23 protein-coding genes are annotated in these 21,886 nt (G+C 48.4%); 3 read left to right on the forward strand and 20 right to left on the reverse strand.

Annotated features, from left to right (window positions below; translation table 11 throughout):
* Nucleotides 1–135: 135 nt before the first annotated feature.
* From NBH15_RS27065 to NBH15_RS27130, 14 genes are all read right to left on the reverse strand, one after another.
* Nucleotides 136–843, reverse strand: coding sequence for a hypothetical protein (locus tag NBH15_RS27065; RefSeq protein WP_118024029.1), 708 nt, complete (start codon nucleotides 841–843; stop codon nucleotides 136–138).
* Nucleotides 844–853: 10 nt separating this feature from the next.
* On the reverse strand, nucleotides 854–1,063 hold the full coding sequence (locus NBH15_RS27070; protein WP_005842174.1) for a helix-turn-helix transcriptional regulator: 210 nt from the start codon (nucleotides 1,061–1,063) through the stop codon (nucleotides 854–856).
* The gene (locus tag NBH15_RS27075; protein WP_117873829.1) at nucleotides 1,050–1,616 is read right to left on the reverse strand and encodes a M23 family metallopeptidase; all 567 of its coding nucleotides are present in this window, start codon (nucleotides 1,614–1,616) and stop codon (nucleotides 1,050–1,052) included. The genes NBH15_RS27070 and NBH15_RS27075 overlap by 14 nt, the downstream gene beginning before the upstream one ends.
* Complete coding sequence (gene traN, locus NBH15_RS27080; protein ID WP_215721361.1) at nucleotides 1,600–2,697, reverse strand: conjugative transposon protein TraN; 1,098 nt, start codon at nucleotides 2,695–2,697, stop codon at nucleotides 1,600–1,602. The genes NBH15_RS27075 and traN overlap by 17 nt, the downstream gene beginning before the upstream one ends.
* Nucleotides 2,694–3,584: a conjugative transposon protein TraM gene (gene traM / locus NBH15_RS27085; RefSeq protein WP_005842181.1), complete on the reverse strand. Its 891-nt coding sequence runs from the start codon at nucleotides 3,582–3,584 to the stop codon at nucleotides 2,694–2,696. The genes traN and traM overlap by 4 nt, the downstream gene beginning before the upstream one ends.
* Before the next feature lie 4 nt (nucleotides 3,585–3,588).
* Nucleotides 3,589–4,233 carry a hypothetical protein gene (locus NBH15_RS27090; RefSeq protein WP_005842183.1) on the reverse strand — a complete coding sequence of 215 codons (645 nt, stop codon included), beginning with the start codon at nucleotides 4,231–4,233 and terminating at the stop codon, nucleotides 3,589–3,591.
* 11 nt (nucleotides 4,234–4,244) lie between these two features.
* Nucleotides 4,245–5,018: a hypothetical protein gene (locus NBH15_RS27095; RefSeq protein ID WP_117873826.1), complete on the reverse strand. Its 774-nt coding sequence runs from the start codon at nucleotides 5,016–5,018 to the stop codon at nucleotides 4,245–4,247.
* Nucleotides 5,019–5,022: 4 nt separating this feature from the next.
* A complete protein-coding gene (locus tag NBH15_RS27100; protein WP_007659504.1) occupies nucleotides 5,023–5,592 on the reverse strand; it encodes a lipase chaperone in 570 nt (189 codons plus the stop codon).
* Nucleotides 5,570–8,014 (reverse strand): VirB4 family type IV secretion system protein, encoded by a 2,445-nt coding sequence (locus NBH15_RS27105; protein WP_005842190.1) that lies wholly within the window; start codon nucleotides 8,012–8,014, stop codon nucleotides 5,570–5,572. Before NBH15_RS27105 ends, NBH15_RS27100 begins: the two co-directional genes overlap by 23 nt.
* 11 nt (nucleotides 8,015–8,025) lie before the next feature.
* Nucleotides 8,026–8,277: a hypothetical protein gene (locus NBH15_RS27110; RefSeq protein ID WP_195582147.1), complete on the reverse strand. Its 252-nt coding sequence runs from the start codon at nucleotides 8,275–8,277 to the stop codon at nucleotides 8,026–8,028.
* A 50-nt stretch (nucleotides 8,278–8,327) separates the two neighbouring features.
* A complete protein-coding gene (locus tag NBH15_RS27115) occupies nucleotides 8,328–8,615 on the reverse strand; it encodes a hypothetical protein (RefSeq protein ID WP_005842194.1) in 288 nt (95 codons plus the stop codon).
* Nucleotides 8,616–8,878: 263 nt separating this feature from the next.
* Nucleotides 8,879–10,318: a type IV secretory system conjugative DNA transfer family protein gene (locus NBH15_RS27120; RefSeq protein WP_118024031.1), complete on the reverse strand. Its 1,440-nt coding sequence runs from the start codon at nucleotides 10,316–10,318 to the stop codon at nucleotides 8,879–8,881.
* A gap of 1 nt (nucleotide 10,319) precedes the next feature.
* Nucleotides 10,320–12,569 carry a DUF5712 family protein gene (locus NBH15_RS27125; RefSeq protein WP_195210020.1) on the reverse strand — a complete coding sequence of 750 codons (2,250 nt, stop codon included), beginning with the start codon at nucleotides 12,567–12,569 and terminating at the stop codon, nucleotides 10,320–10,322.
* Between the two features lie 4 nt (nucleotides 12,570–12,573).
* A complete protein-coding gene (locus NBH15_RS27130) occupies nucleotides 12,574–13,170 on the reverse strand; it encodes a BfmA/BtgA family mobilization protein (protein WP_229036266.1) in 597 nt (198 codons plus the stop codon).
* Nucleotides 13,171–13,952: 782 nt separating this feature from the next.
* On the opposite strand from NBH15_RS27130, the gene NBH15_RS27135 reads away from it, so the two are divergent.
* On the forward strand, nucleotides 13,953–14,993 hold the full coding sequence (locus tag NBH15_RS27135; protein ID WP_005648610.1) for a replication initiation protein: 1,041 nt from the start codon (nucleotides 13,953–13,955) through the stop codon (nucleotides 14,991–14,993).
* Nucleotides 14,994–15,268: 275 nt separating this feature from the next.
* Here the strand turns inward: NBH15_RS27135 and NBH15_RS27140 are convergent, their stop codons facing one another.
* Nucleotides 15,269–15,955 (reverse strand): SprT-like domain-containing protein, encoded by a 687-nt coding sequence (locus NBH15_RS27140; protein ID WP_118024033.1) that lies wholly within the window; start codon nucleotides 15,953–15,955, stop codon nucleotides 15,269–15,271.
* A 315-nt stretch (nucleotides 15,956–16,270) separates the two neighbouring features.
* Between NBH15_RS27140 and NBH15_RS27145 the strand changes: the two genes are divergently transcribed.
* Entirely contained in the window at nucleotides 16,271–16,663 is a 393-nt protein-coding gene (locus NBH15_RS27145; protein ID WP_122298751.1) for a hypothetical protein, read from the forward strand.
* A gap of 72 nt (nucleotides 16,664–16,735) precedes the next feature.
* Here the strand turns inward: NBH15_RS27145 and NBH15_RS27150 are convergent, their stop codons facing one another.
* The 3 genes from NBH15_RS27150 to NBH15_RS27160 form a co-directional block, all read right to left on the reverse strand.
* Nucleotides 16,736–17,215 carry a hypothetical protein gene (locus tag NBH15_RS27150; RefSeq protein WP_122298748.1) on the reverse strand — a complete coding sequence of 160 codons (480 nt, stop codon included), beginning with the start codon at nucleotides 17,213–17,215 and terminating at the stop codon, nucleotides 16,736–16,738.
* Nucleotides 17,212–17,739 carry a hypothetical protein gene (locus NBH15_RS27155; protein WP_250824049.1) on the reverse strand — a complete coding sequence of 176 codons (528 nt, stop codon included), beginning with the start codon at nucleotides 17,737–17,739 and terminating at the stop codon, nucleotides 17,212–17,214. The genes NBH15_RS27150 and NBH15_RS27155 overlap by 4 nt, the downstream gene beginning before the upstream one ends.
* 172 nt (nucleotides 17,740–17,911) lie before the next feature.
* Nucleotides 17,912–18,928 (reverse strand): ArdC family protein, encoded by a 1,017-nt coding sequence (locus NBH15_RS27160; protein WP_005648576.1) that lies wholly within the window; start codon nucleotides 18,926–18,928, stop codon nucleotides 17,912–17,914.
* 631 nt (nucleotides 18,929–19,559) lie between these two features.
* Here NBH15_RS27160 and NBH15_RS27165 point away from each other — a divergent pair.
* Nucleotides 19,560–19,847: a hypothetical protein gene (locus tag NBH15_RS27165; protein ID WP_250824050.1), complete on the forward strand. Its 288-nt coding sequence runs from the start codon at nucleotides 19,560–19,562 to the stop codon at nucleotides 19,845–19,847.
* Between the two features lie 180 nt (nucleotides 19,848–20,027).
* Here NBH15_RS27165 and NBH15_RS27170 read toward each other — a convergent pair whose 3' ends face one another.
* Together NBH15_RS27170 and NBH15_RS27175 are read right to left on the reverse strand one after the other, a co-directional pair.
* A complete protein-coding gene (locus NBH15_RS27170; RefSeq protein ID WP_005648588.1) occupies nucleotides 20,028–20,426 on the reverse strand; it encodes a hypothetical protein in 399 nt (132 codons plus the stop codon).
* A gap of 22 nt (nucleotides 20,427–20,448) precedes the next feature.
* Nucleotides 20,449–21,886: Fic family protein (locus tag NBH15_RS27175; protein ID WP_149978648.1), on the reverse strand; the 1,438-nt coding region annotated here is incomplete at its 5' end.

Below are 21,886 nucleotides of genomic sequence, written 5' to 3' on the forward strand. Positions count from 1 at the left end.
AACGTCCCCTGCACCTGACTTTCATCCACGATATAGCCCAGCTTCACGTTCATATACTGGCTTCCGATATATTGTGCCCTGCACACGGCCACCAGGCACAAAAAGAGCGATAATACGGCAATTTTTCTCATAACCTCATTGATTTACTTGTATCGTTACATTCTCTTTCACTGGCAGACCGTAACGGCTTGAAACGGTAAACTCGATCACCGCCTGCCCGGTCGCATCCGGCCGGAACGTCACCAGGTTGTTTTTTTCCAGTGCCACGCCCTCGCCCCTTGTCGCATCATACCCGGAAATATACACCCGGCCGCTTCCCTTTACGAACCTGGCCGACGCTTTCACCCCGTAAAGTTCCGTATCAAGCTGCAAATAAAATTCCGCTTCCTCCGATACCAGCATAAGATCCGGCACGTTCTGGAAACGTATGTTTATCTCCGGGCTGGAAACTTTCAGCTTGATGCTGTCGGATCGTGTCACCAGTTCGCTGGCTACCCCCATGACGATATACGCCTCTCCCTCGGTTGCCGGGATAAAATCGAAATCCAGCCGATTGTTTGCCTTGAAATCATATTCAAACGTTTCTCCGGGGCTGTATTCGTTGTTATCCACCAGGATAACGCCGTCCCCGTCCCTGACCTCAAAGCGTGTCAATATCTGATCCCCGTTGTCCGGATCGAGATCCGAGATCGTAAGGGTGCAATTAACGGGCTTCCCCACTACGGCCGTATTGCCGTCTATACTTTTCAGCGTCACGGAAAAATCCCGGCTGACAAGTTTCAGTTCGTCGTCGCAAGACGACAAAAAGACCAAAGCGCACAAGGCGGTAACTAATTTTCTCATACGATTTATTTTATTTGTTCACGATAATACGGTCAAACAGAGCGTTCAGATCCACCCCTTTGCTCCTTAGAAAAGCGATGTATTTCACCACCACGGGGGCGGTTTCCGACTGCTCGATGTTGCAAAGCTGCTGGCGGCTGATCCCCATTTCCTCGGCAACGCTTTTCGCCGTCAGGCTTAGCCTGATCCTTTCTACTTTCAATTCATTACTTAGTTCCATAAATGAAATTTAAAGGGTTTATTCTCTTTTGGTTTTTTATCACCTCATAATGCAAATGATTCCCGGTACTTATCCCGGTGCTTCCCACGAACCCGATCACGTCCCCCTTTTCCACCTCCGCACCTTTCCGGGTGTAAATGAGTGTCAGGTGTGCGTATCTGGTCTGAAATCCGAAACGGTGCGTAACGACTACCGTTTTCCCATATCCGGGTGTTTCACCTGCGAACGTCACCGTCCCACTGGCTGCGGCGTGTACGGTAGCCGCATACACCGCCGCCATATCCAGGCCTGCGTGAAACTGCCTTTCACCGCTTATCGGATGCGTCCGGTAGCCGTAACGGTCGGAGATCCGGTATTTCTCTTTCAGGGGTGCGACAGAGGGGACGAAACGGTAAATATCCCCGTCCTTTTGGACGATCCCCCACACCGGGGCGATGTCCCCGTAATCCCCTGCGGTCTGCAACACCTCCACGATCAGCGAACGTTTGTCCTGCGCCCCCACCCGGCCGACAGGGATCAGCGCAAGGATCGCAAGGCTAAATATCCTCCACATTCACGATGTCGCTGTTCTCCAGGTCAAAAAGAACGTGACGGCCTCCGTTCTTCTCGTTAATCTCGATACGGAAAACTTTCTCGTCCGGAATGGTGAACTTATCGAAAGCGATCACGTATTTCATCCGGCCGTTCCCCTCTATCCTGGGCGAATAATTCTCCGAGAACAAAGCCTGCTGATCCACTTCCTGGGATGCGGTCAGCTTGGCCGTTTTCTTGTCGATGATGTAATACCGGATATAATCTATATCATAAGGCAGTTTGCTTTTGTTCTCGATCTCAAAGGTAAACAGGAGCAAGTTATCATATATATGCAGGTTGTTCACGGAGAAAACGATCTTGTTGCGAACGATCCCCTTGTTGAATATCCCCCTTTTTGCGTTATACACCCGGCTCATGACCTGATCCCTTTCCCCGGCCGGGATAATGTTGTCGGTCAGGATCACGTTCGCCTTTTTCTCCGGCCGTTTCTCCCCTATCTCATAGACGAACGCCTCCGGCTCCTGCCGATAATCCACGTTGAACGTGTAGAACTTCCCCCCTTCGGTCGCCAGCGACACGTTTGTCTGCCTGGGAAATTCCTCCACCTTTCCCGTGGCTGCGATCATTCGCACGATATTCTCGGTATTCTCGGCCTTGCTTACCTGTATGCAGGTATCGCCGTAATCTATATAAATCACCTTTTCCGGTGCGATCAGGTGCGTTTGCGACACCTCATTCAGATAGATAGTGTCCGGCCGTATGCTCGACATATCGGGCAGGAAATAGTTCGTATGCTCCAGGCTGTCGGCATAGGCCACGTTAAACGAATAGAAAAAACCTCCCTCGGTCGCCACGCTGACGGTCGTCTGCTTGCTGAAACTTTTCCGGTTGGCCTTTATGCGCAAGATATTAGGCACGCTCTCCGGGTTATCGACGGCCACGAAGTCCGTAACGGCCTGGTTATACTTCACGGCCGAGGGGAATACAAGATGTATCGTCTTGGAATAATTCACTGCGATAGGCAGGCTTTCCACCGGGCGGATCTGCGCCCCGGCCGAGGAAACGGCCAACGCCAGGATAAAAGAACAAATAGCTTTCATTTCAGATATAGTTTATAGTTCGACTTCACGGTGACAACGACCTGGTTGTTCTTCTTCCGGAACACGCTCTTTGCCGCATTGCTCACCGCATTAACCCCCGTACTTAGGACGTCCGTCCCGTAAGAGGTAACGTTCATATCGCTAACCACCTCGTCGGCCGCCTCCTTTGTCGCTTCCGCCTTGATGTTCAAGGGTACATATATACCGGGCAGTCCGTCCCTGTCGTACACGGTCTTTTGCATCTCATAGATGCTGTTCCCGATCCGGACGGATTCAACCGTTATATTGATCCTGTCCTGTGCGAGCTTCACCACCCCGAAAACGGCCGTCCCCTTGTTAATCACCATGCCGCCGGGCAGTTGCATTTCCTGGAGCGTGACAAGTTTTATCACGCTCCCGTTCGTGATCTTCTGGTCGCCCGACACAATGGCCTCTATCGTGTTCCCCTTGTTCTCCGGTTCTTCCCCCGAAAAGAAACGTCCTACTGTCCTTTCAGGCTCTTCCTTCTTCGGCGTTTCCTTTTTCGGCCGGGCTTTCGCCGTTCTCCGTTTCATGGCTGCGGCCGCTTTCAGACTGTCGGCTCTCTGGTTCTGCCTTAACTGTTCCTGCAAGGCTATCACTTCCGGATCTTCCCGGTACATAGCTCCCGAACGTTCCCGGTACACTTCATCGGTAAAATTCTCGTACTCCGGCCGTCCGTCCGTATTCATCATATCGTCCAGGGTAAAATCGCTTTGCTGCTGTGCCCTAAGCGAAGTGTTCACGCTCCCGTCCTCTTCCCGGTTGTCCCCTTTCCCGGTCAGTGCCAGCGTAACGGCCAGCACCACCAGCACGAAGATCCCCAGGGATGCGAACAGGATTATTTTTGTTTTCGTGGCCTTATCCATAGTGTTACTTTTTTTCAGGTTCTTGTTCTATCCGGACAATCTGCTGTATAAACTGGTTAAAGAAAAATCCCGTCACGTTTTCCGGAAATTGCGGCGTGGTTCTCACGATCTCCCCTTTCGTCCTGATAAGAAACCTTAGCTTCTGCCCCGAAACGCCGTAAATCGTCAGGGTGGAAGTGAAAGCCACCTTGTACGGCTCATTGTCCCCGGCGATCGTCTGGATGCTGTCTATCTCGCATTTATAGACCGCCCCGTTCTGCACCGCATCAAAATAGGCCTTATCATTATAATACTTTGAGAACACGGCGTTCAGATCGTTCTTATTGACATAAAAAGCGGCGTGCGCCTGATTTTTTTTCAGGTTCAGGCGATCGAAGCTGTTAGCGTACCCGGTCGCCTCGGCGCACGTCTTTTTCACCAGGGCAAGAAACAGAGCCTCGCTATCCTCGGCGTGCGTTTTCAGGTACTCGCCGGATCGCTCCACCACGACCACCTTATCCAGTGCCGTAAAATTCACCACCAGTCCCCAGGCCAGCACCAGGACAACCACCACCAGGGCAAAGCCCAGGCACAATTTTAAGTTTACCGCTCCTTTGCGCTTGGCCTCGGCCAGTGTATCAAAATCTTTCAGTATATCGTCTTTATTCATAAGATCAGGATTTAAAACAGTTCACGACAAAATTTCACGCTTTTGGCAAACAGGAAAAGTTTGAACACGAAAGCGAAAAGAAGTCCCAGCATGGTATATTTGTTCTGTCCGCACATGTGCATGATATTCTCCGCAATGATAGACCCCAGGGCGTTGGCTATCAGGAACGCCGGGATCGTCATGTAACAGACAAACAGGTTTTTCAGGTATGCGTGCGTATAATGCCTCGTTTTCTCGTCCATGTAGAGTATTACGGCTATCGGCGTGACGATTTCCAGGAGTATAAGATACAGATACCGGGCTGACGCAAAGAAGAAAAATATATATTTCGTTGCGTACAGGAGTATCGTATAAGCCGCAATATTGAACGGCAGCATGATAACCTCCTGAATCTGCTGCCCTACCCAGTTATGCCGCCTTTGTACGTCCTCGATATAGTCCTTTGTAAAGGTTGCGATCGCCTCGTCAATGCTTAGATCCACGTCCTCCTGATAACGGCTTATCAATTCGTTCTGAATATTCCCAAGTGCCGTTTCCACGATCGTAAAGGCGAACGGTGCGACCATGATAATGGCGAACACATAAATATAGACATAGAACAGTTTGAAGAACTGTTTCATATCGACGGGCTTGTCCCCCTCGCTAAAGGCCTCTTTCCAGGCCGTCACGAACTTTTGTATCACGATGATAACGGCGATAAAGGAACAAAGGGCGATGATCCCCTGGCTGACGCCGTTCATCTTGACGGCCTCGTATGCGCTAATCACATTGTCGATCACTTCCATAGGCTCACTTCTTGGCTGTTGATTTCAGGGCTGCGATCCGCTTTATAGCGTCATTGACCGTATTAAACCTCGCTCTCTCGTCGAGCATCTTGTCCCGGTTCTCTTTCAGCTTGTTATCCAGATCCACGATAATCTTTATCCTCTCCCCGTCGGTCATGCTCACCGAGGGCGATATGATCGTCCGGATCAGGTCAAAGGAAAGCACGCTTTCCTCCATGATCTTGTTCAGCACGTTCGTATATTCCCCGTATGCCTCCTGTCCGGTAAACACGTCCGACCGGGTGCACTCTTTCGCCGCCAGTTCCAACATTTCCCCCTGCATGGAAAGCACCTGCAACACCATTTTGGAGTTTTTGATAACCCCGTTCACCTGCCGGTACAGATCCAGGCTCTTAGTCAATATGTCCCTGGATTCCCCCAGCACTTGAAACTGTTCGTATGCCTGTTTAAGTTCTTTCGCCCAGGTTATCTGCGATAGCTGCGTCAAGGCCGGATCGGACACCACCCACTGGCCGAACGCCGTACAGTAAAAGCACATCATCACAAGCAAACTACATAGACATTTCCGTTTCATAACTTTTCTGTTTTAATTGTTTATACTTCTCTATGGCCGTTTCCATGCTTCCGGCCTCCTTGTAAATCTCCTGCAATTTGTTCCATTTCTCGCCGTCGGTCTGGAACGCAAGCAATTTTTCCGGTGAAAGCTCCAGGCGTACCACCGTTGCATAACTATCCATAAACCGGATGAATATCTCCGAATACGGCCGTACCCCTGAAAAGTCGTTACGGATCGACTTCATCAGGTTTACGTGGCTCCGGTTCTTGATATGGAACGCCTCTACCGTCTGGTCGTAAACGATCTCGTTGGCCGGAAGCACGTATAAGAGTTGCGTATTGGCGATAATGCCTTTCGTGTACTCGTTATCGGGAAGCTGCGCCAATGACTGGACGATCGTACCCACCGCCCCGTTTTCCTTGCGGAGTTTCTGGTAACAGAACGCCACCGTCGAATGTATGTCCGCACCTGAAAAGGTGTCCTTTATAGACTGGCTTTCTGCGTACTCGTCAAAGATCAGCATCCCCCTGACGGAACGATCCGAAAGGATCTTGTTCTCTATCGTATCGAAAAGGATTGTCATAATGACGGAAATCAGGAACGGATCTTTCTTTATCTTCGTCAGTTCAAAGACGATAAAATCCCGGTTCTGCATATCGTTCTCCAGTGGGGACGGCTTGCACACGTTCTCATAAAATCCCCCCGGCATAAATTCCGAACACACGTGCAGGAAGCTGTCTATATCGAAGTATTCCGGCAGGATATTCAAACGCTCATACAGTTTTTTCCCCTCTCTTTGGACGTACCTGTAAAAGTCCGGGAAACAATGGCCGTCGGGAATATCCTCGTAGTAACGGCAAATGATCTTTGTCAGCGAAACAACTTGTTTCGTGTCCTCCATGATCGCCTTAGACCGCCAGAATTTAAGCACCAGGTTTACAAGCGTCTTTATCTTCTCGTTGTCCGGCTGCTTCCCGGCCGTATAGAACGGATTGATCCCCAACGGGCTGCTGCCGTCATAATCAATATGCAGCGACCTGTCCGGGTACAACTGCGAAAGCTGGTAAAAGCTCTTTCCGAACTCGACGACGATCTGTTTATAATTCTGCTCGATGTTCTGCTGGATGATGTTCAACGACGTAACCGACTTTCCCCCACCCGTCGATGCGACGATAATCATGTTACGTGCCGGAATGCGTTTCTTATCTGCGTCCCAAACGTCCTTTCGAATCGGTGTTTGATACAGCCGTTCGTTAAACAAGATCCCCTCCTTGTCGCTGCGGAACGTAGAGTAATTGATCCCCATGCAGAGCGACGAATGCAGATCCGAAAGAAACAGGTAGTCCGGATTCAGGTTGTTTTCCCGGCCGATGATCGAGCCTATAAAGATATTATAAAGCCCCTCGTAACTTGGAATGTAATATTTAAACCCGGCGTTCGTGAAAATCATTTTTACCTGTTCCGTCTGTCGGTTCAGGATCGTTTCGTCATCCTCCAACAGCAACACGTTCAGGTGCGTTTTGCAAAGCACGTTTTCCTCGTTGATGATCTCCTGCTCATACGAGGCCAGGCCGTCATAACGGCTTTTTATGGCCTTGTCAAACTCCCGGTAACGGCCGAACAGCTTCACCCTCTCGGCCAGTTCCTCCCGGTAGCTTCCCCCGGCGAATTTCCATATCTGGTTTACCACATGGGAACAGGGCACATGAACGCCGATCCTTTCCAGCATCGACATATAAAGCTGGCTGTTTGCCTCCTGCAAAGTGCTGTCCGTAACATATACTTTCATCCTGTCGGGCAGATACCTTTCATCACAAACGGCAAAGAATATCCCTTTCTTCTGCCCGATCCTTATCATATCGGAACACTGTATATCCCTTAGTCCCTCGTCGTCATGGAAACCGTTCACGTACCGAAAAAGGTGCTGTTTCACCTCGGCCACGTTCAACGGCCGGATCTGCGTGCCACGGATATTCCGGATAATGGAAACTGCACTCTCCACCGATTCCAGAAACTCGGCCAGCCTGTCCCGGTCTGCCTTCGCCAGTTTCTCGCTATACGCCAACGGGTTGGCCTGGTACGCTTTTTCAAGGCTTTGCAGTCCCGAAAGCGTAAAGGACAATATGCAGAAGTGATGCAGGTATTCCCGTCCGTCGAAATACTTCCTTTCGGCCGTCTGTATATAGCCCTCCCCCTCGATCACATATTCCGGCTTGAATTTCCTGCGTAAAAACACGTCCTGCTTATGTATAAACCCGGTTCGGACATACTGGAAAGCCCGGAATAACTCGTTATGCCTTTCCTCCAGATCCGAGCGATCCAGCGAATAGGCCTCCGGCAATTCCAACAGGTAGGAAACGGATATTTCGCCGGATTTGGTAAGTATGGAAGATCCTACCGTATCCAAGATACAGTACGCTTGCGCTGCCGATATTTTCATAAAAAGAGTGTTTACAGGCTGTTTAACAGATCCTTATTCGATATGACAAATACCTGTCTTTTGAACTTGCCGAACTTGCGCTGCATGGAAAGGTTGATAAAGACAATCCGCAAGACCACAGAGGCGAACGCCCCGGCCACCAGCGAAACGATAAAGGCCAAAAAAGATCCCTCCCCACTCATGGCACTTGTCAGGAAGCCCACGACAAAAAGAACAATCACAGCCAGGATAATACAATAGATGCAAAAAAACTTCGTTCTCATTCCATGCACTTTCAGGGGTGTTTCCAGCCCCTTTCTAACCTGGAAGTCCATTAGAGGGACATTTTAAGTTTGCTATTGATAAGTGCGATAACGGCTGCAATGATCGCAAGCCCGATGATGATGTAACCAACTACCCAGAGTAAGTTTACAATACCCTCTTTTCTTGTTCCCTGTCCGTCCCGGTCTATAATCTTATCATAATTCATCACCACACCGATCCCCACTCCCACGATCAGGAGCATGGCGATCACCGGAACGGCATAATCACTAAGGAATGTGTTTACTTCATTTCTGATACCTCCAGTAGCCTGGAGCAAGATAAACAAAGGCGTTTTCATAAGGAGTTTATTTTTAAGTATTTAAGTAAATAAATTCTTATCCGGCCAATCCAAAAACAACCTTTGCTATTGCACTGGAGTTTCAAACTGGAGTGTATTTATACAATTATATTGTACAAAATCCATTCCAATTTGACATAATACACTACTGTTTTAATAAATACACTAATTATCAAACTTTTATAATTTTACCCCTTTTTTATATTCCACAAAAAAGTGTGGAGTTGTCCCACACTTTGTAGAATGTCGCCACACTTCCCTTGTTATTCAATGCCTTGTATATCCCTTATGATCTGCTGGTAATTTTCCTCTATATCCGAGGCCAGTACGGGATGCACGATCAGAAGCGGATCTTCCTTGTCCTCGTACATTTCAAACCTCAAATGAAAGTTCCTCATGTTGGAATGTGCCGCACTCCCCACGAACTCGCCCGATTTCAGGCTGGTAAAGAAATTCGTGTCGTATATTTCCTCTTTCTGCGTGGAAACTGTACGGCTGCGGTTCTCCCCTCCCCGGCTGCTTCCGGTGGTCTTTGAAACCCTCTGCCTCTCCTCTTTTCCAAAAACAAGCGGGTAGCTTTTCAAGGCCTCTATGTCCTTTGTCCGGCCAAAGAACTGGTTCCCGAAATTGGATTCTATCGAACTGCGGTCATATTTCCCGTATATCTTCTCGATCTTCGCCGCCGACTGCGTGAGGAAAACGAAACTGCAAAGGTATTCCCTTAGAACGGACGGCAGTTTCTCGAAATCGGCGATCCGGAACGTGGTCGCTTCATCCAGGAAGTAGAAGAACGGCACTTTGTTCGCCAGCGTGAAACGCCGGGACGAAATGGAAAGCATGAGCGATATAACCGGGGAAATCAGGTTTTCGATCTGATAGGCGTTCGATACGACAACCAATTTCGGACATTCCGGATCTATCAGGTTAAAGTCGAAATCATTTCCGGAAAGGACATAACACACCTTTTTTTCGTTGGCGAGCGTGCTTAGACTGTTGGTAAGGCTGCTTAGATAGCTGCTTTGCGTCTTGGGGCTGTCCTTTGCGTCCAGGAATGCCCCGGCCAGTACCCGGCTCTGGTGCTTGCCCTCCAGAAACGACGTTATCCGGACAGTTCCGGCCGAACAAATGAAATTAACGATATGGGGTATCGTGCAAAACTGCGGATAATCGTTATAAAACCGGATCGAAACGCCCCTTAATATCCCCAACGCCCCGTTAAACCACTCGTCCCGTTTGCCGTCCTTTCCCTGGTAGGCGGTCAGCATATCATCCATTAGCTGCAAGAACAAGGTTTCATTCTTCACCACGGAAGGACGTATCGGATTTGTCCGGTGCGTCCGTTCCATATCCGTGAAACTGATCTGGAAGCACCCATAAGGGTAATTATGTTTTTTTACCAGGTGTACGGCTGTCCTTGCCAGGTCGAAATCCTTGTAATTATAGACAAATCCGGCAAACCCGGCCTGTATATACTGGCTTAACAAGGGCTTTCCTATGCTTTTGGTCTTTCCGGAGTTCGCCCCACCATAGACCAGGAAATTATCGAACGGATCGGCAAAGGTTATTTTCCTCCCTCCCCCGGCCGACAGTTCAAAACGGTATTTCTGTCCTTTTTGCTGCTGTTTCCCGGAATTTGGAAGCAACAGCACAACAACGATGATCCCCACCAGGCAGGCGATCCCTATAATAATATACATCATCATATCATAACTCTTTAAACGGGTTTAGAAAACTGCCGATCTGTTTTATCAGCATCATTTTTATATTAGCCGGGTTCTGTATAAGGCTGACGGCCTTTTTCACGTTGCCTACAAGCATCCTTTCCGTCCGGAAGCTATCCCCCAGGATCTCGTTTATCAGCTTTTGTTTGGCCTTACCACCGATAAACCCGACCGTCTTGTCTGCGCTTCGGTGCGTTCCCCTTTCCCGGCCTCCGGTATCTTTGGCGTACCCGGTAAAGGCAAGCAAATCCCGGCGTTCCATAAAGAAAGAACTTTCCCCCTTGATGTAGGTATAGTTTCCGGCCTCGTCCCTTTCGATCGTATATCCCCTCTCCCTCATGGCCTTGTTTATCTGCCTTACCGTCCGGTATTCGGGATTTGCCAGGCACTCCCTAAGATCCTCGTTCCTGACTGCGTACCCATGCTTGTATCGGTCTATCAGATTGATCTCATTCTCGTATGCGTATTTCCGGATCGCCGAAATCGGCACATAGGTTTTCGTTTCCCTATCAAACAGTACATCATAAGACACCTCTTTAAGCTCTTTCCTGTATTTCACCGGATCGGGTTCAGGCATGGGCGTTTCCGCTTCGTTTTCCGTTTCTTCCGGATGTGCCTCGCTCCCCGGCGTTTCCTGCTGTGGCTGCTGCGCTTCCTCCTTTGTTTCCGGCTTTCCGGTCACGCTTTTATCCTCTTCCGGCTCGATCGGCACTTTCTGGTATGTCAGGAAAGAAATATTCTTGGCTTCCAGGCCGTTTTCCCGGTAGGCCACGCCCTCCTGCTTGTACTTGTACAGGTTAAACCGTTCGATAATGCCCTCCATGTGGCGGCTCTCCAGTTTCGGATCGGCGAATTTTTTCAGATCCTTGTGCCGTATGCTCACCCGTTCACCCTCCCGTGAAAAGGAATGTACCCCTTTCCGTACCTTATGCGTGTAGCCTTGTTCTTTCATGGCTACGACAATCTGGTTAGCGGACGTAAAACGGTAGTTCTCCAACAGGTTTTTAAGCTCCGGGTTCTTGATCTTCTTCAAGACGGCTTCGGCCGTCGGTTCGCTTTTCACCAGGTTTATTTGATGCTCGTATGCGAACTGCCGGACGGTGGCGAACGATACCGTCGTATGGTTTTGTTCATCATAAACCACTTTATAAGCGACCTCTTTCAAGGCCTTTTCCCCCTTCTGTGCTTCATCTTTTACATACGTCGAGAAACTTATATCCTTTACCTGCAAACCGTTCTCCCTGTACCCGGCCGGGTTCGCCTCGTACTTTGTCAAGTCGAAACGTTCCGTTATGCTTTTTAGCTGCTCGTCTGACAGAGGTTGTTCGAACGCTTTCAAGAGCCTGTGTTCAACCTGGAACACTTCACCCTCCCGTGAAAAGGAATGCACCCCCTTCCTTACCTGGTGCGTGTAACCTTGTTCCCTCATGGCTGCGACGATCTGGTTTGCCGCCGTAAACTGCTCGTCCTGCAATATCCTTTTAAGCTCCGGGTTCGTGATCTTCCCGATCTCGGCCGATACCTGCGGACGTACATAAGTTTCCCCCTCTTTGGCCTGGTAATCGAATTTCCGGTTAAAACATTCCTGTACCCTGACTTTCCAGCCCTCATGTGAAAAACCCCGTTTCACCGTCCCCCTGCCCTCCAGTTCCCAGGTGTTCCCGGCCGATTTAGCCCCCGGAGAAAGTTTCACTTTCCCGTCCAGGCTCTTGCGTGAAACGATTACGTGAACGTGTAAGTTCAGACCGGGTTTAGGCTCTCCGATCCTGGCGATCCCCTGTTTCACCTCTTCATCTTCCGGATGATAGGATCGTTCCGTTTCCACACGTGCGTAATACATGAGATCCTGGCCTCCCCTAATATTGTCCCGTCCGAAGTTCAAGGCGTATTCATCCATAGCCGAACGGGTGAACGCCTCCAGCTTTTGGAAAACCTCTTTTTTCTCCTGTGGTGTAAGTTCCTTTAAATCGTCCACTTTCCGGCCGATAAGGTGCATTTGTTCCGACTGCGACGGATTGAGCGAAAGCATGAAGAATTTAGCGTCGTTAGCCCCTAACGCCTTTTTGTTCCCGTCTATATCCATAATTACCCGTTCGGGTGAAATATCCTGCTCCGTATGGGAGAAAAAACGCTGTCCCTCCCCCGTTTCCTTTTCCAGATAACGCACCAGGTCGTGACAGCTTCCCGTATTTCCGCTTTTCACGTCCTCGGCCGGGTGTACTTTGGCAAACATAGGCTTATCTCTTTAGTTCGTCCTTTAACCTTTTCACCCACATATCCAGCGTATTACGGTCTATCTCATAAACCGTATCGTTGAATGTCGGTATCTTCTTCACCTCGTCGATACGCTCCACGATCTCCAGGATCTTGTGCGTATTGCATCCGACGGCCGGAGTTCCTTTCTCCTGCCGGGCTATTTCGAGATCCGTTTGCAGTTTCCCGGCCTTCTCCCGGTTTTCCCTGGCTTCCTGTTCCAGTTGCTTGGAATGCTCCAAAAGTTCCTGTACCTGTGAGATGTGCATATATTCGTCCGGATTGTCCCCCGGCGTTTTCACTTCCCCGACAAGCGACAAAAGGAGTTGTTCGATGTTTTTCAGCCTTACGTTAGTGGATTTCTCAATGCCCCGGACAACTTCGATCACCCGGCTTGCCTGCTCTTTGGCCGCAATGTTCGGCGGCATTACATTCGACTGCGGGGTGATCCCCGTTGTTTCAAAATAGAGTAACATTTCGGCCACGAACGCATCGTGCGATTTGTTTCCTTTCAGCATATCAAGCCTAAACCTTGTACTCTCCTTTATACGGATAGACGTATCTTTACTTGTTGTTGCCATAATTTCACGTATAGGGATTTGCATACATAAATATCGGCTACAATATACTATAATTCAATGAATTATCAAAATAATGTATGCAATATGTATGCAATTCGCATACATATAAACAAGTAAACAGTTATATATCAGTGATTTAGAAAATCAGCATTGGACTAAGTCCAATGACTGCTAGCTCACTTTGGTAAACCGTCGTTCTCTCTCTCCTTGCTTCGCTCGTCGCTCCTGGAACGCTCCGCACGGCTTCGCTCCAATACATCAGACACCCAGCCCCCAAAATGCACATTACAAATGTACACCGCCCCCCAAAAAAGTGTACATTTGTAAAACGGCGGCAATCGTTCCGATCACCTTAGATTTTACAACACAAAAACAAAATTTCACACATTTTAACGCGCGGAAAAATCGCACTAAAGAAACGCTTCGCTCATTTTTTCTCCGTTTCTCATTTTCCGTTTTCAAAATGCACATTTTCCAGCCGTTTTTGAAGCCTGTGATTCCCTAAAATTTTCCTTCTTTGTGAGAATAGTCTTTGTAGAGGTTCTTTGTAAGAAAGCGTTTTTTCATTTATAATTAACTGAAATACAAATCGTTATAAGTGAAAAAACACAACCTAAAATACTCATTTTACTAAAATCCGAAGGGGGAAAATACTTATTTTACTAAAATTACCCCCTCCAATAAATACCCATTTTACTAAAGGTTACAATAAAAAATACTTGGTATTTTTTGGCGGTATCTTTTATTTCTTTAACTTTGTCCCGAACTCAAAAAAAAAGCCTATGGCGACCAACGACATCACCCTCTATATTCCTCCTACGGAGGAAGAAGTAATGTTAATCCAGCCGAATAACGTAACATTCGGCCAGTACTCTGTGACCGAGTGGCAAGAAAACCTCCTGACGCTGATAAGCGACCAGATCCAGCAACACATGACCAGGGAAAAACAACTGCCTAAAGACCTCTTTAACCAGCCTGTCGTCGAGATCAAATGCGACGAAGCCGGGGGGAAGAACAACAAGAGCAAAGTTCTGAAAGAGGCTATCGCCATGATGCGGAAAAACTTTTCCTTTCGCTGGGTGCATCCCAATATCCACCAGACGGTGGAAACGTTCGGGGTGGTGATAACGACGGTACACAACATCAAAGGCACAAACCGGGTAGCCCTGACGCTCAACCCCTGGGCGATCCCTTTCCTGCTCTACTACGGTACGGGTGTCGGCGGTACAAGGTACGGGAAGAACATCGCCTTAACCCTCCGGGGCAATTACACCAAGCGGCTCTACAAGATCATTTGCAGCCAACGGGACAGACGGGAGTATTATTACTCGATCGACCAATTCTGCAAAGACCTGGAGATCCCGGCCTCCTACTCGAACGCACAGATCGACCAAAAGGTTTTAAGGCCTGCACAGACACGAATCAAGGAAAGCGAGGCCGATGTATGGTTCGATTACAAATTCATCTGCAAAACGCCTAAAAAGGGGCAAAAACCGAAAGCCGACACGATTATCCTGTTCATCCATGCGAGAAATCCCCAAGAACTACGAGGCGACCAGCAACAACAATACTCGTTCGTTTACCGTTGGGTTTACGGTGCTTTAAGCTATCCGAGCGACAACACCCCGGTAAGGGCACTCGACAAGATCCTGGAAAGCGGACGGCTGAAAGACGTGTACGACCGTTGTGCATATTACGACGATAAGGTTTGCAGCGGTGAAATGAGTACAGCCCACGCACAAAATTCACTGGCAAAGATGCTGCGTGAGGATTTCGGTATCAAGGCCAGGGGGAAAAAGAAAGATCCCGACCTGTTTGGTTAAATCCAGAAGATTTTCTATATTTGTGTGCGGCCGGGGTGGTTCCCGTCCGTCTGGGGGCTGACGGCTATTGCACGTCAAGCCTTAAAAGTGGGGCGAATTGACGTATTACGACATCCCCACTTTTTCATATACCCCTATATTGTAATGCACATTACAATAATACTAAAATACTAAGATAAGTCTATACTAATCTTAGTATTTTAGTAAAACGAGTATGCTTGAAATCTGCCTCCGGCGGGTTTTTTACTGGGGGCTTCTGACCTTTGCACTGTTTCCTATTGTTCCGTAAAATCAGTGTCGCACAGTCCGCACCTTAACACCAGCCCGGATTTTCCCCACACGTTACAGCCGCACCCACAGGTGTATTTCTTCCGCTTTCCGCTTTTGCTCTCCCCCTCGTCCGGATCTTCCGGTTCTTCCGTTTCGTCCCCGTCGCCTCCGGCGATGCGGATCGGCCGGGTAGGTACAGCCGCCAAAGTCGGCTTGTACCTAAGCCGCAAGTTTTGCAGATCCTCCCGGCTTAGCGTATTGAAAACCTGCTCGAACTTCCCTCCCGGAATGATATAATGCGTAATGCTCTGGCCTGTCCTTTTGCCTCCGGCCTCCCCGGTGTCGGACGGCATCAGTCCGACCTGGATCATCTTGTCAGCCCATTGCGAATTATGATACCCTCCCCGGCTCGGCCTGCCGAAATCCTCCTGCCACAAATGGCACATTTCATGTACCAGGGTAGAATGCCAGTCCCGATCTTCCCGGTTCATAAAATCGGGGTTGATGCTGATCTCGTGAACGACCTTTTTTTCCTGCCCGTCCCCTCTCCAACGGTTGGCGGCGAAAAAGCCGAACGCCCCACCGTGACGGGACATATTCACGATACATTCCGAAAGCTCACCGTTAAAAATTGCGTCGTTGTAAAACTGATACAAGTCGTCCAACGTCTTAAACTGGATCGTCGTTATCATAAGCCTTTTGTTTTTCAATCTGAATGCAAAGATACGGATATTTTTGTAATGTACATTACAAAAATACTAAAATACTAATATTAGTATAACCGGATATAAAAGATACCCATTTTACTAAAATACTTGAATAAGTACACGTTACGTTTACAAAATACACTACTGTAATGCGCATTACAAAAATACTATTTTTAGTATTTACTAAAAAAAGCGCATCTATCCCAAAGATTATTCGAGAGATTTTTTTATCTTTCGGCCGAAGAATCCCGGAACGGAAATATTAAAAATATCCACGTTCCCAATAAACCATATACGCCCATGTTTCCAAATTACAAAGACTTTCAGATAGCTGTTTACTACACGCTGGGAAAAGCACTTCCCAAGCATATAGAGGAAGTGCAGACGGAGATCATCGAGAATTTCGATATAAAATACAATTCCCCCATGCTCGCACACCCGTTACTGCGTACCCCCATTTACGAGAAAATCATCCTCCGTATATTAGATACAATGGAAGATTTAAAAGAGATCCACTTTTCCGACGACCGTACCCATGTCGTCCTTACCGGAAGGGGTAAACATCTCCTGGACGAGTACGAGAATGAAATGGATCAGAGGTTGCCTTTCATCATAAGCCGTAAAAAGTTCAAACGTCACACCAAAGAAGAGTTAGCTAAGGCATACCGGGAACTCAATGAATATCCCGATTAGTTTCTCTCCCAGGATTGAGCGCACGAACTAAAATACTAAAAGTAGTATCTACTATTTTTAGTAGATGTAGTATCAAACGAAACGTTTCTTTAAGGCGATGATCGGGTTTATCATCGTCTTGTACATTTCCAGGGGTTCACCCATAAGCTCGCACCGGATTAGGTGTATCAGCCTCTCGTCTTTCGGATCTGTCGGCTGCGGCTGGCAGTCCTTTCCCGTCCTGGTCTGATCCTCCAGTTCGGCCACTAAAATATACTGGAGCGTAAAGATGTCGGCCACGGTTTCCACCTCTCCGGCCACCTGTCGGTATAACTTCCGGTACTCCGGCCAACGATCGGTATCATAGATATTCGCCTCGATATAGGCGTTTATCTGCGGAGTGGTGGCCTTCTGCTCGATTTCCACACCGGAAAGCCTGCGGATCACCTCTATTTTAAGTTTTTTCCCGGTAAACTTCTGTTTCGGCCTTAACCTATACTGCGGCATTTCCCCCAGGGAGATAAACGGCTCTTTATCCCCCTTTCTCCGGTAAATGAAATATTCCGCTATCATCGTTCGGGGATATTCAAAACGTGATCCACTAACAGGGCTTTGTCCTCCGGATTTGCCTTTATCCAGAACAGCGACCAATTCAAGGCGTTTCCATACTCGTTAATACCGTTTTCCCGGACGGTCTGCCCGGCTGTCGGGGAAATCCCTTTCAGGCATGAAAGCGCATTATTATTGCCAAACATGGCATATCTGTTAAAGGCTTCCACCTCGAAAGGATAAATATCAAACCTTTTCTTTCCCTGGACGACCTGCGCAACAATCCGGCTATTATAGTCCGGATATTTGTCGGGTTCGACCTTAATCCCCAGGTTCTCCAGCAAAGCCCGGTTTATCTGATCGTCCGTCCCCAAATAAAACTGAAAGAAATCCCCGTCATACCCCCTGTATTTGCCTAAAAGATGCGCATACAGTTCCGCATTCACTTTTCCGTAAATACAACTCTTTATAAAATCCTCGTCGATACGGTTTCCGGCTATCGCATTGGAAACAACATCAATAATCTGTATAATCTTCGGTTTGTTCATATTACATTATTTTATCTACAAATATATATCTATCCAATCAAAAAACGCATTATCAGAGCTATGAAAGCGAAACGGAGTGTAGCGGCAAAGCGTTTTTTGGTTCTTTTTGGGGCGAGTGCCAAAAAGAACTCACCCCGAAAGGCTGTCCCCCTTTCGGGGGATCTTCCTTGTATCATGCCACCTGTTCCGCTTCATCTGCGGCCGTTTCCTCGCTTTCTACGGAGATATTCAGTTTCCCGGCTATCATCTTGACAATTTTCATAGCGTCGGCCAGTACGTTTAAAATGAACTTGGGTTCTTCCCGGATCGCCTTTATCCAGCTTTTCAGATAAGCTGCGTTTTCAGTGCGTATATGTTCGGCTATCCCGAAAAACATTCCTGCCAGGGCTGCGGCGAACTCGGCCGTTAATTCCTCCTTGCCGTATTCCTCTGATCCGAACGGGTGCGCAAGATCCCGGTTCAATCGGGTGGGGTGTCCCGTGGAATGTCCCATTTCATGCAGAAGCGTTTCGTAAAAGCTCTGCATATCGACGAACTGCGAGCGAAGCGGCACTACGATATAATCGGCTAAAGGAGAATAGAAAGCCCTGTCGCCTTGCTGCTCCCGTATCGGGCAAAACCAGCTTTTCGCCTCCAGCATGGCGTCTATTTCGGGGTGCGCCTCTCCGGTTGTCCCGTCGGGCTGCTCTGCCTGTCCCCCTCTGAACTTCTCCCTTAACGCTTCCCATTCTTCCGGCCTCACGTCCGAAAAATTGGTCTGATCCAGGTTAAAGACCGAGTAATATTTATAGGTCGGTATAACGTTGTATTCCTGTTGCTGCTCCCGGCTTAACGCCTTGTATTCCTCAAAGGTTATTTTCTTGCGTGTTTCCTTGTGGTACACGTAGAAAAGGAAGTAATAGACCGGAAACGATTTCGATCCTTTCAGCACGGAGATCCCGGCCTCTTTCGCCTGGTTGAATGTCATAAATACGGGTGTCTGGTACTGGAATTTCTCGCAAAGGAAAAGAAGTAAAAAGGCGTTGCCTCCGGCGTACCTGCGTCCTGTAAGGTTCTGCGGAAAGAAATTGCGTGTATTCGCCGCAATGGTGATCCAGGGCTTTTGCCAATTGTCCTCTACCTGCTGGATCTTCTCGATCATCAAATTTGCAAACTGTTGCGCTGCCTTGTCGAAATAATCAGTTTTCATAACTACGTCCCCCGTTCTTTATCCTGGTGGGTGAGCCAGTTCTAAAGGTTGTTATCTCTTTTTCTATACCTCTAAGATAGCACTTTTATTTGAGATATGCAAGCATTTAAACAACATTTAACTAACTATTTATCAGACAATTATATGCAAAAGTAGTATTTTAGTATATACTAAATTTAGTATTTACTACCTGATTTTTTCCGATAGTAAACTCCCCACCTCGCACCCTCCCCCCCCCAAATCTTGCGGATGCCTAAGATTCCGATGTTTTTGTATCAAGACAACCCCATTTTGGTTTTTCGGGGCTGTCGGTGTGGTCGTCTTGCGTTTACCTTGAGTTCCGAGGGGTTTTTGTATGAGAACACCCCAAACGGTTTTTTCCATAGCACAAGTTTTTTAGGAAAAATACTACCTGGCTTTAGCCAGGCTGGAGATTTTTTCTAAAAGCCGCTTGCGGCTCAACTTGGGATATGGAAAAAGCCGTTTGACCTTTGCAGACAAAAACCCCTCGGAACTCAAGGTAAACGCAAGGCGGCCACGCCGGAAAAACTAAAATACCTCTCTCCCCTGAAAGGGGGTTTAAAACCGGGTTCGACAATCGGCTACCGGAGTGCCCGACAAGGAATGTTCCTTGCCCAGCCGACGAGTGCCTGCGCTCATCAGCCGGGCAAGGATCATTCCGGGTACTCCTTTCCGGATTGTGCCGATCAGTGAAAAGTCAGGCGGCTTTTATCCGGCTGGCTTCACCGAACGGCTCTATCCGGAAATAGCCTACCTTAATCGGGTGGGTGGGTGTATTCATGCGTTAGGGATTGCAGTGGAAAGCCCACAGCCTTTAGGCGAGGACTTGGAGGCGGAAAGCCCGACCGTTTACGGGAACGCCCAAATCCTCCAAAAGAAAAGCGTACTAATATACTAAAATACTAAAAGTAGTAAATACTACATTCCAGGGAACAAGCCTCTATTCTTTTTAAAATCAATCCAGAAAAGCCATAAAATCCTTGTATAAACGAGATATACTCCCTATATTTGCGTAGTAATCCCCTGTTGTCCCTGTCGCAAGACAAACTCCAGGGTTTTGTTTTTATATACTCCCCCCCTATACGGTAGCGTATGGATCTTTTTCCTGAATCACCTTTTTAATCTTGAACAGCCGTTCTTTGGTTAGCGGCTTTATAGTTTCCGGATCCTCACCGTCGAATGTTTCCCCGAAGATCAGATCGTCCACCTCCAGGCCATGATTAAAATTCTCCCTGATACAGTCCCTTAGCAACCAAAGGTTTTTGAGGTTCACCCAATCGGCCGTTATGTTCCTGATCCTTCTAAACATGATTATCGCAGTACGAAAATAATGCCCCACATGATCGTAATCATGGCAAACCCGTTTATCCAGATAATAAACATCTATTTCCTGGTTTTCTTCATCCTCCGCGATCCGGCAAAGGCAGAACGGGATCTGCTCCAGTTTATCCCATTCGATATATTCCGTTGATTTCATATTGTCATTATTATAAATATCATTACTTGACCAATGATGCGATTACTTTCGTAAACTCCGAAATATCCCCCTCCACGCTGGCCTTTTCCAACGCTTTCATATATTCTTTTCTACGCTCCACCGGAACAACCGTCCAGTTATAGCCTCCAGACGCAAGCATGGCGTTCAAGACGAACCGTCCCATTCTCCCGTTCCCGTCCATATAGGGGTGAATATACACGAAAAAGAAGTGTCCCAAGACAGCCCTTACCGCCGGGTGCGGCTCATTCTTCAAGAGATCGAAAAGGACGGGCATAGCGTCCCTGACCGCTTTCGGGTTCAACGGGATATGTTGCGATCCCCGTATATAGACCTGCCCGGTACGATAACCCACAAGATCCTCCCTTTGCAAGATCCCCACCGTAACGAACGGCATCCACATCTGCATATACCAGACCGGATGATCCGCCCTTACCGCTTCCCCTGCGTTCTTTCCTTTCAGTATATCGGCGATCGTCCCCCTGACAGCCTGGAACGCCTGGTAATACCCACGTGCCACCAGTGCGTTTTTATGCTCCTTATCTTCTTCCTCCGGCTTCCAGTTCCCGACACGCACTTTCTCGATCAGTTCCGGGGAAACCCTATATCCCTCGATCGAGAGAGAATGATAAGCGTCCTCCGAATACTTTTCATCGACGGATCTCAAATACCCCTCCACGTCATCAATCTTTCCAGGGGCTTCGGGAAACAGTTCTACAACCTTATCCCTCATGTTCTCCCACATCAGGCGCAAGCGTGTGACGTAAGGCGACACCTCATAAACAAGGGGCGTTCGTGGCTGATCCTCGAACGGATCTTCTTCTCTCACGTCATACCCGAACCCCCGCATCGTGGAAACGATGCTGTCGGCGATTTCGCTGTTCCCGATGTTCCGGAACGCCCCGGCTATTCTTCCGGCACGAAGCGAAGCCCCGTTTTTCGTCAGTACCTTTAATATATCGGCAGCGTCCCGTATCATGGCCAGGCAGGTGCGGGCTGCGATCTTCTCCACCTGGAAATATCTCGGCGTGGTATATACCAGGGCTTCGGCAAGCGGATAGAGATTAAGGCCGTATTCCGGCTCTTTATATACCTGATCCGGGATCTCGCTTTGAAACACCAAAAGCGAGGTATCATACATCAGCTTTTGCGTGTTGTTATGGCCTTTCGGCGATTTGATAACCACCTGTACGGGCACGGTCGTTTTCCCCGAATACAGATCCAACGACTGGTCGGCCGTCAAACACCACCGTTCCCCCAGCCGGACGGCCGCATATTTCGCAATAAAATACCAGAATGAGGTGTACCAGACCGTCGTATCCCCCTCTGTTCCCGGCCTGGCCGCAATATACCAGCCTTTCATTACTTCCTGCAACCAGCCGTTATCCAACAGCCGGGTTAAATGCGTCCTCCCTATCTCGGCCGTCCCTTGCAGGACGACA

It is taken from the genome of Parabacteroides caeci (genome assembly GCF_023656795.1).
GTDB lineage: Bacteria > Bacteroidota > Bacteroidia > Bacteroidales > Tannerellaceae > Parabacteroides > Parabacteroides segnis.

Coding starts and splice junctions, on each gene's coding strand:
- NBH15_RS27105 (WP_005842190.1), bottom strand. CDS start 8,014: ATGAAAATATCGGCAGCGCAAGCGTACTGTATCTTGGATACGGTAGGA.
- NBH15_RS27150 (WP_122298748.1), bottom strand. CDS start 17,215: ATGATAGCGGAATATTTCATTTACCGGAGAAAGGGGGATAAAGAGCCG.
- traM (WP_005842181.1), bottom strand. CDS start 3,584: ATGGATAAGGCCACGAAAACAAAAATAATCCTGTTCGCATCCCTGGGG.
- NBH15_RS27135 (WP_005648610.1), top strand. CDS start 13,953: ATGGCGACCAACGACATCACCCTCTATATTCCTCCTACGGAGGAAGAA.
- NBH15_RS27170 (WP_005648588.1), bottom strand. CDS start 20,426: ATGAAATCAACGGAATATATCGAATGGGATAAACTGGAGCAGATCCCG.
- NBH15_RS27090 (WP_005842183.1), bottom strand. CDS start 4,233: ATGAATAAAGACGATATACTGAAAGATTTTGATACACTGGCCGAGGCC.
- NBH15_RS27110 (WP_195582147.1), bottom strand. CDS start 8,277: ATGAGAACGAAGTTTTTTTGCATCTATTGTATTATCCTGGCTGTGATT.
- NBH15_RS27115 (WP_005842194.1), bottom strand. CDS start 8,615: ATGAAAACGCCTTTGTTTATCTTGCTCCAGGCTACTGGAGGTATCAGA.
- NBH15_RS27155 (WP_250824049.1), bottom strand. CDS start 17,739: ATGAACAAACCGAAGATTATACAGATTATTGATGTTGTTTCCAATGCG.
- NBH15_RS27140 (WP_118024033.1), bottom strand. CDS start 15,955: ATGATAACGACGATCCAGTTTAAGACGTTGGACGACTTGTATCAGTTT.
- NBH15_RS27100 (WP_007659504.1), bottom strand. CDS start 5,592: ATGAAACGGAAATGTCTATGTAGTTTGCTTGTGATGATGTGCTTTTAC.
- traN (WP_215721361.1), bottom strand. CDS start 2,697: ATGAAAGCTATTTGTTCTTTTATCCTGGCGTTGGCCGTTTCCTCGGCC.
- NBH15_RS27160 (WP_005648576.1), bottom strand. CDS start 18,928: ATGAAAACTGATTATTTCGACAAGGCAGCGCAACAGTTTGCAAATTTG.
- NBH15_RS27145 (WP_122298751.1), top strand. CDS start 16,271: ATGTTTCCAAATTACAAAGACTTTCAGATAGCTGTTTACTACACGCTG.
- NBH15_RS27075 (WP_117873829.1), bottom strand. CDS start 1,616: ATGTGGAGGATATTTAGCCTTGCGATCCTTGCGCTGATCCCTGTCGGC.
- NBH15_RS27125 (WP_195210020.1), bottom strand. CDS start 12,569: ATGTTTGCCAAAGTACACCCGGCCGAGGACGTGAAAAGCGGAAATACG.
- NBH15_RS27095 (WP_117873826.1), bottom strand. CDS start 5,018: ATGGAAGTGATCGACAATGTGATTAGCGCATACGAGGCCGTCAAGATG.
- NBH15_RS27120 (WP_118024031.1), bottom strand. CDS start 10,318: ATGATGATGTATATTATTATAGGGATCGCCTGCCTGGTGGGGATCATC.
- NBH15_RS27130 (WP_229036266.1), bottom strand. CDS start 13,170: ATGGCAACAACAAGTAAAGATACGTCTATCCGTATAAAGGAGAGTACA.
- NBH15_RS27070 (WP_005842174.1), bottom strand. CDS start 1,063: ATGGAACTAAGTAATGAATTGAAAGTAGAAAGGATCAGGCTAAGCCTG.
- NBH15_RS27065 (WP_118024029.1), bottom strand. CDS start 843: ATGAGAAAATTAGTTACCGCCTTGTGCGCTTTGGTCTTTTTGTCGTCT.